This is a genomic window from Candidatus Mycalebacterium sp. (assembly GCF_977828045.1).
Window position 1 is genome coordinate 95,239 of the sequence record NZ_CDWCUL010000013.1, and the last position, 16,930, is coordinate 112,168.

General features: G+C 50.7%; 16 protein-coding genes, 1 tRNA gene and 1 pseudogene. 7 read left to right on the top strand and 11 right to left on the bottom strand.

Translation table 11 applies throughout. From position 1 onward, the window contains the following. Positions 1-34 precede the first annotated feature (34 nt). The 5 genes from ACY430_RS04670 (at position 35) to ACY430_RS04690 (ending at position 1,981) form a co-directional block, all read left to right on the top strand. Complete coding sequence (locus ACY430_RS04670) at positions 35-796, top strand: SDR family NAD(P)-dependent oxidoreductase (RefSeq protein WP_462137725.1); 762 nt, start codon at positions 35-37, stop codon at positions 794-796. 20 nt (positions 797-816) lie between these two features. Continuing rightward, a tRNA-Thr gene (locus ACY430_RS04675) sits at positions 817-888 on the top strand. A 10-nt stretch (positions 889-898) separates the two neighbouring features. Beyond that, the gene (locus ACY430_RS04680) at positions 899-1,249 is read left to right on the top strand and encodes a hypothetical protein (protein ID WP_462137726.1); all 351 of its coding nucleotides are present in this window, start codon (positions 899-901) and stop codon (positions 1,247-1,249) included. A 10-nt stretch (positions 1,250-1,259) separates the two neighbouring features. Next, a complete protein-coding gene (locus ACY430_RS04685; protein ID WP_462137727.1) occupies positions 1,260-1,736 on the top strand; it encodes a nuclear transport factor 2 family protein in 477 nt (158 codons plus the stop codon). Further along, a complete protein-coding gene (locus ACY430_RS04690; protein ID WP_462137802.1) occupies positions 1,736-1,981 on the top strand; it encodes a DUF6868 family protein in 246 nt (81 codons plus the stop codon). Before ACY430_RS04685 ends, ACY430_RS04690 begins: the two co-directional genes overlap by 1 nt. Here the strand turns inward: ACY430_RS04690 and ACY430_RS04695 are convergent. The 6 genes from ACY430_RS04695 to ACY430_RS04720 form a co-directional block, all read right to left on the bottom strand. Continuing rightward, positions 1,978-2,640 carry an NAD(P)-dependent oxidoreductase gene (locus tag ACY430_RS04695; protein ID WP_462137728.1) on the bottom strand — a complete coding sequence of 221 codons (663 nt, stop codon included), beginning with the start codon at positions 2,638-2,640 and terminating at the stop codon, positions 1,978-1,980. The genes ACY430_RS04690 and ACY430_RS04695 overlap by 4 nt on opposite strands. Then, a complete protein-coding gene (gene obgE / locus ACY430_RS04700) occupies positions 2,637-3,659 on the bottom strand; it encodes a GTPase ObgE (protein WP_462137729.1) in 1,023 nt (340 codons plus the stop codon). The genes ACY430_RS04695 and obgE overlap by 4 nt, the downstream gene beginning before the upstream one ends. Before the next feature lie 53 nt (positions 3,660-3,712). Further along, positions 3,713-4,432, bottom strand: a complete 720-nt coding sequence (locus tag ACY430_RS04705) for a uracil-DNA glycosylase family protein (RefSeq protein ID WP_462137730.1) — start codon at positions 4,430-4,432, stop codon at positions 3,713-3,715. A 4-nt stretch (positions 4,433-4,436) separates the two neighbouring features. After that, positions 4,437-4,859, bottom strand: a complete 423-nt coding sequence (locus ACY430_RS04710) for a hypothetical protein (protein WP_462137731.1) — start codon at positions 4,857-4,859, stop codon at positions 4,437-4,439. Positions 4,860-4,936: 77 nt separating this feature from the next. Next, positions 4,937-5,686 (bottom strand): prepilin peptidase, encoded by a 750-nt coding sequence (locus tag ACY430_RS04715; protein ID WP_462137732.1) that lies wholly within the window; start codon positions 5,684-5,686, stop codon positions 4,937-4,939. Further along, positions 5,679-7,850: an AAA family ATPase gene (locus ACY430_RS04720; protein ID WP_462137733.1), complete on the bottom strand. Its 2,172-nt coding sequence runs from the start codon at positions 7,848-7,850 to the stop codon at positions 5,679-5,681. Before ACY430_RS04720 ends, ACY430_RS04715 begins: the two co-directional genes overlap by 8 nt. 49 nt (positions 7,851-7,899) lie before the next feature. Between ACY430_RS04720 and recF the strand changes: the two genes are divergently transcribed. After that, positions 7,900-9,063, top strand: coding sequence for a DNA replication/repair protein RecF (gene recF / locus ACY430_RS04725; RefSeq protein ID WP_462137734.1), 1,164 nt, complete (start codon positions 7,900-7,902; stop codon positions 9,061-9,063). Between the two features lie 267 nt (positions 9,064-9,330). After that, positions 9,331-9,672, top strand: a complete 342-nt coding sequence (locus ACY430_RS04730) for a histidine triad nucleotide-binding protein (RefSeq protein ID WP_462137735.1) — start codon at positions 9,331-9,333, stop codon at positions 9,670-9,672. Positions 9,673-9,682: 10 nt separating this feature from the next. Here ACY430_RS04730 and ileS read toward each other — a convergent pair whose 3' ends face one another. From ileS to aceE, 5 genes and pseudogenes are all read right to left on the bottom strand, one after another. Next, positions 9,683-12,505, bottom strand: a complete 2,823-nt coding sequence (gene ileS, locus ACY430_RS04735; RefSeq protein ID WP_462137736.1) for an isoleucine--tRNA ligase — start codon at positions 12,503-12,505, stop codon at positions 9,683-9,685. A 26-nt stretch (positions 12,506-12,531) separates the two neighbouring features. Further along, positions 12,532-12,888, bottom strand: coding sequence for a hypothetical protein (locus ACY430_RS04740; protein ID WP_462137737.1), 357 nt, complete (start codon positions 12,886-12,888; stop codon positions 12,532-12,534). Positions 12,889-12,932: 44 nt separating this feature from the next. Then, complete coding sequence (locus tag ACY430_RS04745) at positions 12,933-14,045, bottom strand: 2-oxo acid dehydrogenase subunit E2 (protein WP_462137738.1); 1,113 nt, start codon at positions 14,043-14,045, stop codon at positions 12,933-12,935. A 4-nt stretch (positions 14,046-14,049) separates the two neighbouring features. Continuing rightward, complete coding sequence (locus ACY430_RS04750; RefSeq protein ID WP_462137739.1) at positions 14,050-14,217, bottom strand: biotin/lipoyl-containing protein; 168 nt, start codon at positions 14,215-14,217, stop codon at positions 14,050-14,052. 22 nt (positions 14,218-14,239) lie between these two features. After that, positions 14,240-16,920: pseudogene (aceE, locus tag ACY430_RS04755) on the bottom strand (pyruvate dehydrogenase (acetyl-transferring), homodimeric type). Positions 16,921-16,930 lie beyond the last annotated feature (10 nt).

Genomic DNA, 16,930 nt, shown 5'->3' on the forward strand with positions numbered 1-16,930 from the left:
ATAAGCGGAGTTTAATTTCAGGAGGTGTGGACTTATGAGACTTAAAGGCAAAGTGGCTTTAATAACGGGCGGAAGCCTCGGGCTTGGAAAGGCGACCGCGATTCTTTTCGCGCAGGAAGGCGCGACCGTTGTGATTACGGGCAGAACGGAAAAAACGCTCAAAGAGACAGTCTTGGAGGCGGAGAAACAGGGCGCGAAAATTGAGCATATGGTGAGCGATGTTGCCAAAGAAGAGGATTGCAAAAGCGCAGTTGAAGAGACCGTAAAAAAGCACGGTGCGATAGATATTCTTTTTAACAACGCCGGTGTTCTTTCGGCGGCTCCAACCCATGAGACCGCCATTGAGGAGTGGGACAGAATTTTCGCCATCAACGTGCGCGGAACCTTTTTGATGTCCAAGTTCACAATTCCGCACATGCTCAAAAACGGCAGTGGTTGCATAGTGAACAACTCGTCGGTTCTCGGGCTCAAAGCCGTGGCGGGATTCACCTCATACGTTTCCTCAAAAGGCGCGGTAACGCAGTTAACAAGAGCGATGGCGCTTGACTACGCCGAGCACGGAATCAGGGTGAACGCCATATGCCCGGGCGCGATAGAAACGCCGATGGTGGAAGGCATTATTAACTCAATGGACGACAAGCAGGCCGCTGAGGATATGCTGACTTCGTTCCATCCGGTTGGCAGAATGGGGCGTCCCGATGAGATTGCCAGAGCGGTGCTTTTTCTGTGCGAAGACGGCGTTGGGTTTATGACCGGCTCCATGCTTTCGGTGGACGGGGGCTGGATAGCCAGATAGTTTGCCTCTCCACTTTAATTGCCGATGTAGCTCAGTGGTAGAGCAGCTCACTCGTAATGAGCAGGTCAGGAGTTCGACTCTCCTCGTCGGCTTTTCAGAAAAATGAGCGATTTAAGCATCCTGCGGCGAGACATAAAACGCGCTTTTTCAAAGGCGCGGGTTTTTGCCGTGAGCAGAAAAGTCGTGTCTGCTTCGGGCGTTGCCGAAAAGCTTTCAAGCACGGGTGTAAAAACCGTTTTTTTTGACAGAGCGGACGAGGTTGAGCCTCAGGGCGCGGTGTTTCTGGCTTTTGAGCCCGAAGATGTTTGTGTTGCGCGGGAAGCCGCATTTTTTGCCGCTCCCGCTTCGGCTCCACTTGAGGTAAAAATGCGTTGTTCCTATGTTTCAAGTTTTGACGGTGAAAGCGCGGTGCTTGAAATGGCGGATTTGATAATGGTGGCAAAGAGGTCATAATTTTCACGAGATGGTAGAGAAAAAGACAAAAGAAACGACCGAGCCCACCGCCCGCGTCCGTAAAACGGCGGGTGGAGATATGAAAAAAGAGGTGGAGCAGATTCAGGACAATTTCTACAATGCGCTCAACAAAGCCGACATTGCCCTGATGGAAAAGGTCTGGGTTCCGGGGGGCAGGGCAAAATGCATACATCCCGGCTGGCCCGCGATACGGGGCTGGGATGCGATAAAGGCAAGTTGGATTAGTATTTTTGAATCCGGCGAACTCGCGAGCGTGGAAACCTCGGACATTATGATTGATGTTGGCGAAAAGGCGGCGTGGGTAAACTGTATTGAAAAACTCAACCATTTTGTTGACGGCAGAATAGTTGTAACGCTCGCGCAGGCGACCAACATTTTTGAAAACACGGAAAAGGGCTGGAGAATGACTCTTCACCACGCCTCTCCGGTTCCCGTGAGCACCCTTACCGAAGGAGAATTGCAGTGATGACGGTTGAGGAATTACGCGCCGTTCTGGGCTGGAGCGCGGTAATAAATTACGGCTTGTTTATTTACTGGGTTCTACTTTTCAAATTCGCGCGTAAATGGGTTTATTCAGTCCACACAAAATGGTTCAAACTCTCTCCCGAAAAATTTGATTCCAGCCAATACAAAATGATGGGCTTTATGAAAATCTGCCTGTTCGTGTTCAATCTCGCGCCGTATCTGGCGTTGCGGATTGTGTTTGACTAAACGCTGTTTATAAAAACCGCCTGTTTTTTGAACCTTCCGTCAATTGCAAGATCAACAAGCGCTTTGGCGAGTTCGGTTACCCGCACTTTGTTTCCCATGAGTTTGAACGGCGTTATGTTCGCGTCCCGTTCGTAGTCGCCGGGCACAATCCACGGCGGGCGCACGATTGTCCAATCAAGCGGGCTGCGCGCCAAAATCTCATATTCCCCGCGCTTGTCGTCAAGCAGACGCCGGAGGTGAGAGCTTATTTTTGTGAACAGATACGCCACACCGCCGAAAAACTTTCCCCTGACGCTGAACTTGTCAGTTGGCACGGACAAACTCGCGCCTGAAACCGCAACATAGCGCGAGATTCCCTCTTCCGGCATTAAGAGGGAAAGATGAAGCGCGGCTTGCGAGTGGACTTTGTATCCGGTGCGTAAATCGCTTGGACCCAGCGCACTTATGACCGCATCCGCGCCTTTTATCAACTCCCCTATCGCGCGCGGGTCGGTGGCGTCTCCCGTTATGATTTCAAGTCCACCGTCGCTCGCTTCGGGAAGCGCGGGCATTCTTCGCGCGTCCCTCACAAGGACACGCGCCGTGTGTCCGCAACGCAGGCAGTAGCGGGTTGCCATCATTCCCGTGTGCCCGCTCGCTCCGAGAATGGCGAAAGTCATTCGGCTTTACCTTTGCCAATCTCTTCAAGAATGGTTCCAATTTTGTTCGCAAGCGTTTGCGTTCCTTCACCCGTAACGGCTGAAATTGCCACCGTTTCAATTCCTTTTTCCGCTAAAACCCCGGCGATTTGTTCCACTTTTTCGCGCGCTTGGGGGATGTCAATTTTATTGAGCGCGACTATCTGCGGTTTTGCCGCGAGCGCGGCGTCATAAAGGCGCAGTTCGGAGTTGATTTTTTCATAATCCTCAAGCGGTTCTCTTTCTTCCACCGGCGACATATCAATCATGTGAACAAGAAGTTTCGTCCGCTCAACATGTTTGAGAAACCGGATTCCGAGCCCCGTGCCTTTGTGCGCTCCTTCAATAATTCCGGGGATATCCGCCATTGTGAAAGTTTTGTAATCACCCCATTTGACCACGCCCAGGCTTGGAACGAGCGTTGTGAACGGATAGTCCGCGATTTTGGGTTTCGCGGCGGAAACCTTTGATATAAGAGTTGATTTGCCCGCATTTGGAAACCCCGTTATTCCCACATCGGCGAGCAGTTTCAGTTCAAGAAAAATATCGAAACTTTCCGCGGGCTGTCCGTTGTCCGCTCTGCGCGGCGCCTGATTTGTTGAAGTGGCGAACCTCGCGTTTCCCCTGCCGCCCCTACCGCCCCGCGCGGCGACAACACTGTCTCCGTCATTGCGCAAGTCCGCGAGAATTTTCTGCGTTTCCGAATTGCGAACAACCGTTCCCACGGGCACGGATATGACGAGGCCGTCTCCGGTCGCGCCGTGTTTGCCGGACCCCTCTCCGTGAGCCCCGCGCTTTGCGCGGTAGTGCCGTTGGTATCGGCAGTCAAGCAGCGAAGAAACCTGCCCGCTTGCCGAAACCATCACATCTCCGCCGTCTCCGCCGTCTCCGCCGTTGGGACCGCCTCTGGGCACATGCTTTTCCCGCCGGAAACTCATGCATCCGTCCCCGCCCGCACCGGACTGGATGTATATTTTCGCTTCATCTATGAACTTGACCATTGGAGAGGATTATACTTGAACGGCGTTTTAGAAGTTTGAGAGTGGGCGTTGGGTTAATTTTGGACAGTAATGAATTCGTGTATTTTCTTTGAGTAAACTTCCCAGCCACAGCCGCCATTTCTTTGTTTATTAAAACTGCCGTAATTTGACGGGTGGTAAGTGTGAAGCCAGAATGTTGTCCTGTCGGACAAAACTACAATTGAAGCAAACTCATCTATAGTTTTTCCGGTCGTTCCCACCAGAGGTAAAATCGCTTCTTTGGCTTCATTGCCTTGAGTTACCAATATTTGCGGGGAGAGAATATCCAGTTCTTCTTTGAGATACCTTCTGCAATTTTTAAACAATCTCTTCGCCGCCAGTTTTTTTTGCGGTTTGTTCATACAACATTTAGCCGAGTTTGCGTGAGCAAAAAAACGCTTGGTATCTTCCACTTTTATTTCCGGCTTAAATTCCTTCAGAATGTACCAGGCAAGTTCATGTGTTCTATACCAGTGCTTGCTCTTGTGCAGTTTGAGCACATCTCTGTCAGACTCCTCTTTTTTTCTTATGGCAGACGGAAGTCTTTCTTTGCTATCTTTGCTCCCTTTACCTGAATCCAGAGACAAGAACAGTAATCTCGGCAGTTTGCCTTTTTCATAACCACTGCTTACAAAAGCCGATTTTGGACCCGTAAATGTTTTGCAATCTCCTTTGCAATCGCCTTTGTATTCGCAAGTGAAAGACGTGGATAAAATCCCATTTTCTTTGTAGTAGTTTTCCAGTTTACGTAGCAATTCATCATTTCCCGACTTTTTCGGGTTTGAGGCCGGATTTTTTAATCACGGCTTGTATGATGCCGTCCCAGTAGAGCCACCAGTGAGAGTTTTTCTTGTGGTTGCCGAGTTGTTGCTGCGCGTAGAGCATGGCGTGTTCGGGTTTGTTCTGGTAAAGAAGCAGTTTCTCCGCCGCTTCCTTTACCTCTTTTTTATCAATGGGGATTTCGTCCAGCTGGGTTTGTAGAATCTCTTTTATCGTCGCAATTTCTCCCGACACAACCTCCATTCCGTCCGCGATGCGTTTGCACTGCGCCTTTACATCTCCCTCAAGCGCGGAGTTTTGCTTTTTCATCAAATCGGCAAAATCGCGCAGTTTGTCCGCCGTGTCGCGCGCTTTGTTTGTTTCTATGATGATTTTTGTTATCGCTTTTGCGCTGAGAGCCATTTTTTTCTCCCCGTATCCGCTTTGAATTAAATTTGCGGGCACATTTTTAGTATTTTACGCGATTGCCCGGCGTGAACCTAATCCGCGAAGAAAAACAGTGCGGAGCAAACCGCTATGAACGGAGCGAAGGGGAAAATTTGAGATACGGCTTGCCCGCGCAGTTTCAGATACGCGATTCCGCCTATCGCGCCGGTTATGGAAGCCGCAAAAATCACAGACGGAACATCCGCCGCGCCTATGAACGCGCCCGCGCCCACCATGAGTTTTACGTCGCCCATTCCAAGTCCTTCTTTTTTTCTCAACATTTTGTAAATAAACGCCGCGACCAGCAGAATGCCCCCTCCGAGTGCGCCTCCGGCCGCCGCGTCAGGGAAAAGCCCGAGCGGTATGGAGAACAGGATTCCCGCCGCCGCAAAGGGCAGGGTGATGAAGTCCGGCACGGTCATAGTGGAGAGGTCAAAGGCGCTCGCCGCGATGAGCGCGTAGAGAAAAATAAAACACCTCAACGCCTCAAACGAAAGTCCGAAAACATAAACCGCCGCGACCGCGCTTGCCGCGCACAACGCTTCAACGGCGGGATAAAATGGCGAAAACCGGGCTCCGCACCGCAGGCACGCGCCGCGACAAATAAAAAATCCCGCGACCGGAATATTGGCGTAAAATCTGATGGGTTTCAAACAGGTTTCGCATGCCGAAGGCGGGCTTATGACGGACAACCCTTTTGGCACGCGCCGGACGCACACGCAGAGAAAACTTCCAAGCGCGCCGCCGATGAAAAACAGCGCCGCCCAAAACAAAAAAGGGTGGGGCGGGGCGATTTCAGCCACCTCGCCGCACTGGGGCCGCGCTCTTTTCCCTGACTTCCTTCAAACTTTTCAGGAAGTGCGAATTGGTTATGAGAAAGGTTTTTCCGTCGGGTTTTTTAATCTGTTCATTGAGCGCGAAGATTGACGCTTTGTCGCACACGAGTTTTACATCCGCGCCGGACATTTTTTTCATTTTTGCCGCAAGTGTTTTGAAGTTCACATTTTTCGCGAGCGGTTTGCCGCCGATGTGAATTTTCAGAATTTGCTCAATGCCTTCGCGGTCGGGAAGCGGTATGTTGAGAATCAGGTCAAACCTGCCCGAGCGCATAAGCGCGGGGTCAACGATGTCTCTGCGGTTTGTCGCCGCAAGCACCTGCACGTCCGAAAGCTCCTCTATGCCGTCCATCTCGGCGAGCATCTGGCTCACGACCTGCTCTGAAACCCTGTTGCCTTCGGACTTGCTTCTGACCGGAGCCAGCGCGTCAATCTCGTCAAAAAAGATTATTGACGGAGCGACCTGACGGGCTTTTGAGAAAACATTGCGTATCGCGCGCTCGGATTCGCCGACATATTTTGAAAGCAGCTCCGCGCCTTTGATCGATATAAAATTGACTCCGCATTCGTTCGCGAGCGCTCTTGCGATAAGAGTTTTTCCCGTTCCCGGAGAGCCGCACAGCATTATGCCTCTGGGCGGGTTTACCTCAGCCGCTTTGTAGAGACTTCTGTGGCGCAACGGCATAATCACGGATTCAAGAAGGGTGTTTTTTATCTCTTTCAGTCCGCCTATGTTTTCAAGCCCGGTTTCGGGAATGTCAACCGAGATTTCCCGTATGGCGGACGGCTCCACCTCTTTTAGCGCGGCGGTGAAGTTTTCCATTACGACCGAAATTTTGTCGTTTTTCTTTTTGTCTCTTTTCGCGGTTTTTGTTTCGTATTTGCCGTTGTCAAACTCTTCAAGAAAACCGCCGAGAGCCTTGAGCCCCGCCTCTTTGCACAGCATTTCGATGTCCGCGCCGGTGAAGCCGTTGGTCATTTCCGCAATGCGTTGAAAATCAACATTCTTTGAAAGCGGCATCGCCTCGCAGTGGATTTTCAGGATTTCAATTCTTGAAAGACTGTCGGGAACATCAAGCAGTATTTCCCTGTCAAACCTGCCGGCGCGCCGGAGCGCGGGGTCAATCAGGTCCGGCAGGTTGGTGGCTCCGATAACTATGACGTTGCCTTTTTTCTCCAGCCCGTCCATCATCGTGAGTAACTGGGCGACCACTCTTTTTTCAACCTCTCCGGCGACTTTGTCTCTGCGTGGCGCGATGGCGTCCAACTCGTCAAGAAAAATAATGGACGGCTGTTTTTCCTGCGCGGTTTCGAAGATTTCCCTTATTCGCGCTTCGCTTTCGCCGTAGTGTTTGCTAATGATTTCGGGCCCGTTCACAATCTGGAAATTCAATCCGGTTTCGTGAATTGCCGATTTTGCGAGCATTGTCTTCCCGCTTCCGGGGGGACCGATGAGCAGAATTCCCCTCGGCGGCTCTATGCCGAGGCGGGCAAAAACTTCGGGAAAACGGATGGGGATTTCAACGATTTCGCGGATTTTGCTTATCTGTTTTTTCAGCCCGCCGATACGCGCGTATCCGATTCCGTCCTGGTTTTCCTTCATGTTTGCCGGAATTTTCGCTATTGAGATTTCGGTTGTTTTCTCTATGACGACCGGATTGGACGAGGAGGGCACGGTGCTGATGACATAGATTTCCCCAGCCGCTTTGGGAGAGTTTGCGACTTTGCCATTTGCGGACATTCCGGCCCTGTCGCCTTTTGTCAGCGCGAGCCCGAGAAGGCTTGAATGAATCGCGTCCCTGCCTTTTTTTCTTTCGTAGAGAATGGTTTTGTCCGAAACCGCCACCGTAACGCGCTTTGCGCTTTCAAAGGGCGACTTTCTTATTATCACGAAATCGTTGATTTCCGCCCGGGCGTTGCGACGGGTGAATAGATCAATCTCAATTATGTTTTCGGTTGTTCCATCTTCGGTTTCAAAGGGCACGGCTCTGGCAACCGTCTTTCTTTTTCCGCCAATCTCAATGGTGTCAAACGGCTCAAGCCCCAGCTCATGCATGTTGTTGCGGCTGAGTTTGGCAACTCCTTTGCCCATGTCGTTACAGTCTATTTCTGATATTTTCAGCGAAATCATTTTTGTAAAAATAAATAATACATCAGAAAAACAACCGCGTCATTTACGCGTGTCCGACTGCGGACAGTTGATTTTTCCGGTTTCTCAATTCACAATTCCGGTCTTGATAGTCAAATCCTTATCTCTACACGACATCAGATGCTATGCGTCTGAAACCCTGAGTTTTCATCCCCGTTTCAACCTTATCTGCGGAGAAAACGGGCAGGGCAAAACGAATCTTCTTGAAGGGATTTACATACTGTGCAGGTTTAAGCCGCTCAGGGGTGTTTCGTCGTCCGAAATTGTGCGTTTCGGCAGGCGGTCGGCTTTTCTCAAAGGCGTTCTTGAAAAAGATTCTCCGGCACTTGTAACCGATGTGAGCGTTTCGTTTTCGGACAGGGGCGGAAAAAAGGTTGAGGTGAACGGCAAAAAGCCCGTCAATCTGGCGAAGAAGGCGCTTGATTTTGAAGTGGTTCATTTTACGCCGTCCGAAGTGGATCTGGCAAAGGGAAGCCCGTCATTGCGGCGGCGTTATTTTGACTCAATTATCTGCGGGCTGGTTCCGTCTCATTTTCAGGACATTCTGGACTTTCAGCGCGTTTTGCGGCAACGCAACTCATTTCTTGCTTCCGGGCGCGCGACCGCATCGGGCATTGCGCTTTGGGACGGGCAAATGGCCGAAATAGGCGGCAGAATCGTTGAAAAGCGCCTGCGCCTTGTGAAAAGAATAAACCGCGAACTGGACGCTTTATATCGTGGCATTGGAGGCGCGAATATAGGCGCGGAAGCCAAATACGAGCCGTCTTTCGAGATTTCAGGCGGAAAACGGGGCGAACTATCCGATTCCATCAAAAAAGCGCTTAAAAACGGCTTTTCGCGCGATACAAAGGCAAGGCATACCTCAACCGGTCCCCACAGAGACCGCATATCCCTGCAAATAGGCGGTAAAGACTGCGCTTTGTATGCTTCTCAGGGAGAGGCGCGGAGCGTGGTTCTGGCTCTCAAAATGGCCGAAATACGTCTTTATCAGGAGATTAAAAAGGAAAATCCCATATTCCTGCTCGATGACATATCAAGCGAACTTGACGAAAAAAGGCGGAAATTTCTGTTTGATATGCTTCTGAACTATCCGGGGCAGATTTTTGTTACTTCAACATCCGCCTCCGATATTCTCTATCGTGGAAAACGCAAAAATTTTCGGATTAAAGCCGGAAAAGTGACGGAGCAGGGGTAGCCCATACATTTTTGATATTTTTACACATTTCTGTGTATTTTTGAGTGCGGGAAGGTAAGAGTTTACATAATATACCTTATCGGACATTGGGGTTTGCCGCACAAACTCCGAACTCAAATAATAAGTGATATAAGTGAGATATATGGCATATATCATATATACTTAAAGTTAAAGAAAGCCGCCCTTTGTGGGCATAATCTCCAATTATTTGCGTCTCGGCACATCTTGCGGTTATCCTGAAATTCAATTGTCCGGGAGGGAATTGCCATGCCAACCATTTTTTCACAGATAATCAACCGCGAAATCCCTGCGGAAATCGTTTATGAGGACGATCTATGCCTTGCCTTCAAAGATGTAACCCCTCAGGCGCCGGTTCACATACTTTTGATACCGAAAAAGGAAATAGCGTCCCTCAACGACCTCAAATCCGGAGATGAGGGTCTTATGGGGCATTTGATGCTTAAAGTGCCGGAAATTGCCTCAAAAGCGGGCATTTCCGAAGACGGATACCGAGTTGTCGCCAACACGGGAAAAAACGGCGGACAGTCGGTTTTTCATATCCATATTCATATACTTGGCGGCAGAAAACTGGAATGGCCGCCGGGCTGATATTTTTCCTTTATTTAACCTTAACCGCGTCCGCGCAACGGTCGCACAGTATTCCACCGTCCGCTCTTTGAGACGCAGTTTCTTCCCTTTTCCAGCAACGGTCGCATTTGGACTTGTTTGTGAGGCTTTTTACAGCAAGCATTCCGCCGTTTTGAAAACGGCTTACTCCGAGTAAGTCTGCGATTTCACCGCCGTCAAATTTGCCGGTATCTGCTGCGGATTCTATTCCGGCATCCAGGGGGTTTGACGGATTGTCTTCTTTTTTCGCTTTTTCAAGCGCGAACAGACATTCGTCTTTCAAAGGAATGATTGAGTTTTCCCATTCGTTCAACACAGAGTTTTCTCTTTCAGACAGGTTCGTCTTTTGCGGAAAATCTGTTAAATGAACGCTTGCCTTTCGCCCGTCTCCGGGCAGACAGCAATACGCTTCCTCCGCTGTGTGGACAAGGATTGGAGCGCAAAGCCGTATTAGAGCGTTTGCGGTTTCAAATATGACCGTTTGTGTTTTTCTCCTTCTTTCAGCATTCGCTTTGTCGCAGTAAAGACGGTCTCTCACCGCACCTATGTAGTGCTTGCTCAGGAACAGGTCGCAGAAGGAAAGTATCGCGCTGCTCGCCGCTTTGTATTCAAACGCAGAATAGAAACTCACCGTTTCGTTGACGGTGTTTTTGAGCATTAACCGCGCCACATTATCAATTGAGTATTCGTCATTTTCCGTGGGCGCAACCGAATCCGTTTCAGGATTAAAATCGTTCAGGTTGCTCAAAAGAAACCGGATTGTGTTTCGTATCGTTCTGTATTCGTCAGCCGCGCTTTCTATGATTTTAATGTCCGCCTTTACATCGTTTGAGTAGTTGAGCGAACTCACCCACCACCTGCAAACGTCAGCGCCGTATTGTTTCAAAATCTGCTCAACCTCAAGTGCGTTGCCGCCGGATTTGCTCATTTTTTTCCCTTGCGCGTCAACGATAAAACCGTGCGTCAAGATGTGCTCAAAAGGCGGTTTTCCATTTACGCCGAGCGAATTCAGAAACGATGACTGAAACCAGCCCCTGTGCTGGTCAGAGCCCTCAAGATACATATCCGCCCTTTGCTGTCCGCCCTTTTCAATAACCGAATACCACGATGAGCCGGACTCAAACCACACATCAAAAATATCCGCCCCTTTTTTCAGTTCGGACGGATTCCAGTTCTCTTTTGCCCACGCGGGCGCGTCCGCGTCTCCGGCGGGGCTATAGTTGCCAATCAATTCTTTTGCATCTGATTCAAACCAGACATTGCTTCCTTTTTCGCGGATTTTCTCCGCGACTGCGAGCACGGTTTTTTCCGTCATAAGAATATCGCCCGCGGCGTTTGCAAAAGCCGGAATTGGAAGCCCCCACGCGCGCTGGCGCGATATGCACCAGTCGGGTCTTGACTCAACCATTCCGCCGAGCCGTTTGCTTCCCCATTCGGGGTGAAACTTGATTTCGCCCGCTCCCGCTATGCTCGCAAGCGCAAGTTCGCGCAAGGTTTTTCCGCCATCGCCGACCGGCTCGTCCATTTTTATAAACCACTGCGCGGTCGCGCGGAAAATTGTCGGGGTTTTTCCGCGCCAGTCGTGCGGGTAGCTGTGAACAATTTCTTTTGAATGAAAAAGAAGCCCCGCCTCGCGCAGTTTTTCAATCACAATTTCATTTCCTTCCCAAACGCTTTTCCCGCACAGCCAGTCGGGCGCGGACGAGTCAAAGGTTCCGTCTTCCTGAACCGGACAGTAAATCTCAATCCCTTCTTTCAACGCCGCCGCATAGTCTTCGGCTCCGTGCCCGGGCGCGGTGTGAACAAGCCCCGTTCCCTCATCCGTTCCCACATGCGGTGCGCAAATCACCCCGCCCCGATATTCAACAAACGGGTGGTCATACGCGGTTTGCGCGTCCGCCAAATCTCCGCCTGAGCACAAGCCGAGTTTTTTAGCGTTGGCGCCGGTTTGCTCAAAAATGCTCTCCGCAAGGTCTTCCGCGACAACGCAAAAACGCCCGCCGGTTTCGTAAAGCCCGTATTTGGCGTCCCGCGCGGCCGCTATGGCGCGGTTTGCCGGAAGCGTCCACGGGGTTGTTGTCCATATCATCAGGAAAACATCGCTTTTTTCGGGCGCGTTCAAACTTTGAGGAAGCGCGCCGGAGTCCGCGACCGGAAAAAGAACGTAAACGCTGGGGTCTGTTTTTTCGTGATATTCAAGCTCCGCTTCGGCGAGCGCGGTTTTATTTTCAATTGACCAGTGAACGGGCTTAAGGTCGTGCCGCACGATATTTTTCGCAACAAGTTTTGCGAAAACCTCAAGCACACCCGCCTCGTATTCAGGCGTCATTGTCAAATAAGGGTTTTCATAATCCGCCACTGTTCCGAGCCGTTTCATTTCCTTTGTCTGTTTGCGGACGAATTTGTCGGCGTAATTGCGGCATTTTTTTCTTATCTGAATCGGGTCCGCCTCGGCCGTAAGGTCTTCGGATTCTTTGAGCACTTTATGCTCAATCGGGAGCCCGTGGCAGTCCCAGCCGGGTGTCAGGAAAGAATCAAAACCCTCCATCGTTTTTGAGCGCACGACTATGTCTTTGAGAATTTTATTGAGTAGATGCCCGATGTGGATTGAGCCGTTGGCGTATGGGGGTCCATCGTGAAGGACGAACTTTTTCCGCGCTTCGGATTTGCTTCTTATCGCTGAAAAAAGGTCGGTTTTGTCCCACTCTTTTTGAATTTCCGGCTCCTTTTGCAGAAGCCCGGCCTTCATCGGAAAGCTTTTTGCTTCGGGCAGGTTCAGTGAGTCTCTATACTCTTTTTTCGTTTTTTCGGACATAACAGAGGGTTTCGCCGTTCGCGTTTTCAGTCCTTGGGGCGGATAATTTCCCAATAGACATATTTTTCAAGTTTGTCGTGCATTTTTTTGGCGAATTCCGCCCATTTGTTCCACTCTTTTTTATACGGTTTGGATTCGTCCACTTTGTTTCTGATTTTCAGTCCGGTTTCGGAAGTTTCAATTATGTATTCCTCCGAGCCCTCAAAAACTTCCTGCAATTTTTCCGCGTATTCGTGCAGTATGCGCACCTTTTCGGGACTCATATCCCTGATTTCCAGTATGAAGTAGCCATTTTTCTGGTCGGACGGCATATCCATCATGGTTCCCTGCTTGAACACGGTTGTGTTGATGTCTTCGGCTTTCATTGAGATTAGAAGTTCCATCGGGTTTTATTCTATCCTGATTGACGGCAAAAATTTCTCCGCCCTCACCCTTCAAAAACAAGTTTGAACGGCTCTTCCACCGCTTCAGAGACCCAGCGGACAAACCTTGCCGCTTCGGCGCCGTCTATCATTCTGTGGTCGTATGAAAGCGACAGCGGCAAAATCATTCGCGGCTTGAACTGCTCCGATTTTTCATCGTAAACGGGTCTCATTTTTGAGCGCGAAAGTCCCAGAATTGCCACTTCGGGAAAATTCACAATCGGCGTAAAACTGTCGCCGCCGATGCCGCCGAGATTGCTCACGCTGAAACTTGAGCCTTGAAGTTCATCGGGTTTTATATTTTTCTCCCTCGTCCTTTTCGCGAGGTCGGCGAGTTCAATGGATATTTCAATTATGTTTTTTTCATCCGCGTTTTTAATTACCGGCAGCAAAAGCCCCCTTTCGGTGTCAACGGCGATGCCGATGTTGATGTAATCCTTGAAAACCAACTCTCTGCGTTCGGAATCAAAACTGCCGTTGAATTTCGGGAACGCTCCGAGCGCCGAAGCCACAACCTTGACCATAATCGCGGTTACGGTGAGTTTGCCGCCGGCTTTTTCCGCTCTCGCGCTGAAACTTTTCCGCAGGGCTTCAAGTTCGGTGATGTCCGCGCTGTCGTGATGCGTAACATGAGGAACGGTTTTCCATGAGCGCGAGAGCCGTTGCGCGGAGATTTTTCCGACCGTTGAGACCGGGGTTCTGTCGATTTTTCCCCACGGGCTGAAATCCGGAAGATCGGACGAGCCGTCGTCCATCATTGTGTGAATTAAGTCTTTGGCCTGCGTCCGCACATCTTCGGAAGACACCCTGCCTCGCGCTCCCGTGCCTTGTATGTTTGAAATATCAATGCCGAGTTCGCGCGCGAGCAATTTCGCGGACGGTGATGACGGCGGCGCTGATTTCGGCGTTTTTGTTTTTCGCGGAGCGGGGTCGGGCGTTTTTTCCTCCGGCTCCGGTTCGGGAGGCGCCGCCGCTTTTGCTTCCGCCGGTTTTTCTTTTTTCGCGGATTTTGCTTCCGCCGGCGCGCCGGCGGATTTTCCGCTTTCGTTTACACTTTTTTCGTTTATAACGGCGATAAGTCCGCCGACTTTTATTTTGTCGCCAACCGCGGCTTCCATTTTCTCAACCGTTCCCCGCGAACGGGCACGGCAATTCAAACGCGGCTTTTTCCGTTTCAAGCTCAACAATCGGCTCGTCTTTGCCGACCGCCCCGCCCGCCTCAACAAACACGGCTGTTACGGTCGCCTCTTCAATATTTTCACCAATTTCGGGCAAACGGAATTCCGTCATTTTGGTTTTGCTCCTTTTACGATTATAAACATCTTACATAAACATCGGGTCTTTTTTTTCGCGGATTTATGCCGAATTCTTTTGCCGCTTTTTCAAGCGTTTTGTCGCTTATTTCGCCCTCTTCCCTGAGCGCCCACAGCGCGGCATAGGCGATGTTGTTCGCGTCCACTTCAAAGAATTCCCTCAATTTTTCGCGCGTGTCGCTTCTGCCGAAGCCGTCCGTTCCGAGTTCAACCGTTCGCCCGGGCAGTTTGCGCGATATTGAAGACGGCAACGATTTGAGATAGTCCGAAGCCGCCACAAAAACACCGGTTTCTTTTTTCGTGCAGTTTTCAATATGCGAAGTTTTTTTCTTTCCGAACGGATGAATTCTGTTCCACCTTTCGGTTTCCTGCGCGTCTCTGTATAACTCTTTGTAACTCGTTACGCTCCACACATCGGCCGAAACGCCGTAATTTTTTTCGAGGATTTCCGCCGCTTTTCCCGCCTCATTCATTATCGCTCCGCTACCGAGCAAATGCGCTTTTGGCGCGTTTTTTTTGAGCATTTTTGATTTCGCGAACCGATACATGCCCTTCATTATTCCTTCGGCAATGGCGGGTCCCTCCGGCATCGCGGGCTGTTCGTATTGTTCATTCATAACCGTGATGTAGTAGAAAATATCTTCTCCGTCGCAATACATTCTTTTCATTCCCTCGCGCACAATCACGGCGAGTTCATACGCAAAAGCCGGGTCGTAAGCGGGCATTGTGGGGAACGCGTAGGAAAAATGCTGGCTGTTGCCGTCCTGATGCTGCAGCCCTTCGCCCGCAAGCGTTGTGCGCCCCGAAGTGCCGCCAACCAGAAAGCCCTTGCACCGCATATCGCCCGCCGCCCACGCAAGGTCGCCAATTCTCTGCAATCCGAACATTGAATAAAAAAATAAAAAACGGAATGGAGTTAATTCCGTGCGTGATATGCGCGCTTCCCGCCGCGATGAATGAAGACATTCCACCCGCCTTCGGTAATTCCCTCTTCCAAAATCTGACCGTCTTTCGCCTCGCGGTAATACAGAAGCGTATCCGAGTCCACCGGCTCATATTTCTGTCCCTCGCTTGCGTATATGCCGACCTGGCGGAAAAGCGGCTCCATTCCGAAAGTGCGCGCTTCGTCCGGCACAATTGGCACAATCAGCCGCCCGATGTCTTTGTCTTTGAGGAGCGCCGAAAGCATTTTCACAAAAGCCGTTGTTGTGGCAACCGCCCGCCCGCCCGAACCGCTCATGTATTCGGAAAATATATTTTCGGGGATTTTTTTGAGCGGAGTCGCCCTGTTTATTCTTGAAGGCACGGCGCCGCCGAGTTTTTTTTCTTCTTTCAAGCAGATAGCGGACCTCCCCGGTGCCTTCGGGCGGTTTGTAGAAGGGCACATCCGTGAGCTGTTCGTCTGATATGGGAATTCGCAGGCGGTTTCTGAAATTTTTTAATTCCTCTTCATTCATTTTTTTCTGCTGGTGCGTGATGTTGCGCCCTTCCCCGCTTTCGCCGAGTCCGTAGCCCCTTTACGGTTTTTGCGAGAATTACGGACGGCTTGCCCTTTGTTTTGACCGCCCCGTCATACGCGGCATAAACCTTTTCGGGGTCGTGCCCGCCGCGCGCAAGTTTTTCCAGATGCTCATCGGTGTGTTTTTTGACGATGTCAAGAAGCAGCGGATGCGTTCCGAAAAAGTTTTTGCGTATGTAATCGCCGCTTTCCACAACATATTTCTGATATTCGCCGTCCACCGTTTTGCCCATGCGCTCAACAAGCAGTTCATTAGTGTCTTTTTCAAGAAGCGGGTCCCAGTCCGTTCCCCCAGATAACCTTGAAAACCTCCCAGCCCGCGCCGCGAAAAACGGCTTCCAGTTCCTGAATTATTTTTCCGTTTCCCCTCACGGGCCCGTCAAGCCGCTGGAGGTTGCAGTTTATTACGAATATCAAGTTGTCCAGATTTTCGCGGGACGCAAGCGTTATCGCGCCCAGCGTTTCCGGCTCGTCCGACTCGCCGTCTCCAAGGAAAACCCACACATTGGAGTTTGATTTTTCTATCAGCCCCCTGTTTTCCAGATACCTGTTGAAGCGCGCCTGATATATTCCCATTATCGGCGAAAGCCCCATTGACACGGTCGGAAATTCCCAGAAATCCGGCATAAGCCACGGATGCGGATACGATGACAGCCCTCTGCCGCTTCCGGCTTCGCGCCGAAAATTTTTCATCTGTTCAAGCGAAATTCTGCCCTCAAGAAAAGCGCGCGCGTATATTCCGGGCGATGAGTGACCTTGAAAATAAATCATGTCCGCGTTGTCGCCGGCTTTGAGAAAATGGTTGAAAGCAACTTCAAGCAGGGTTGCCGCCGAAGCGTAAGTTGAAATGTGTCCGCCGATTCCGTCTTCAAGGCGGTTCGCCTTCACGACCATCGCCATCGCGTTCCAGCGAATTATGTTTTTAATCTGCCGCTCAATTTTGCGGTCTCCGGGAAAATTCGGCTGGCGGTCGGGTGGAATGGTGTTGATGTAAGGCGTGTTTGCGGCGTAGGGAATGCTCACGCCTTTGCGCGCGGCGTGGTTTTGAAGCCGCCCGAGCAGGCGGGACGCCCTGTCTTTTCCTTCGTTTGAGGCGACTTCGTCAAAAGATTCAGCCCATTCGCGGTCTTCAATCTGCTCTTCGGTTTTTTTGTCGGGCATTTGTATTATT

Bases quoted from the DNA above. Each gene is read 5' to 3' on its own strand.
- ACY430_RS04670 (WP_462137725.1), top strand. From the start codon at position 35: ATGAGACTTAAAGGCAAAGTGGCTTTAATAACGGGCGGAAGCCTCGGG.
- ACY430_RS04680 (WP_462137726.1), top strand. From the start codon at position 899: ATGAGCGATTTAAGCATCCTGCGGCGAGACATAAAACGCGCTTTTTCA.
- ACY430_RS04685 (WP_462137727.1), top strand. From the start codon at position 1,260: ATGGTAGAGAAAAAGACAAAAGAAACGACCGAGCCCACCGCCCGCGTC.
- ACY430_RS04690 (WP_462137802.1), top strand. From the start codon at position 1,736: ATGACGGTTGAGGAATTACGCGCCGTTCTGGGCTGGAGCGCGGTAATA.
- ACY430_RS04695 (WP_462137728.1), bottom strand. From the start codon at position 2,640: ATGACTTTCGCCATTCTCGGAGCGAGCGGGCACACGGGAATGATGGCA.
- obgE (WP_462137729.1), bottom strand. From the start codon at position 3,659: ATGGTCAAGTTCATAGATGAAGCGAAAATATACATCCAGTCCGGTGCG.
- ACY430_RS04710 (WP_462137731.1), bottom strand. From the start codon at position 4,859: ATGGCTCTCAGCGCAAAAGCGATAACAAAAATCATCATAGAAACAAAC.
- ACY430_RS04720 (WP_462137733.1), bottom strand. From the start codon at position 7,850: ATGATTTCGCTGAAAATATCAGAAATAGACTGTAACGACATGGGCAAA.
- ACY430_RS04730 (WP_462137735.1), top strand. From the start codon at position 9,331: ATGCCAACCATTTTTTCACAGATAATCAACCGCGAAATCCCTGCGGAA.
- ileS (WP_462137736.1), bottom strand. From the start codon at position 12,505: ATGTCCGAAAAAACGAAAAAAGAGTATAGAGACTCACTGAACCTGCCC.
- ACY430_RS04740 (WP_462137737.1), bottom strand. From the start codon at position 12,888: ATGGAACTTCTAATCTCAATGAAAGCCGAAGACATCAACACAACCGTG.
- ACY430_RS04745 (WP_462137738.1), bottom strand. From the start codon at position 14,045: ATGGAAGCCGCGGTTGGCGACAAAATAAAAGTCGGCGGACTTATCGCC.
- ACY430_RS04750 (WP_462137739.1), bottom strand. From the start codon at position 14,217: ATGACGGAATTCCGTTTGCCCGAAATTGGTGAAAATATTGAAGAGGCG.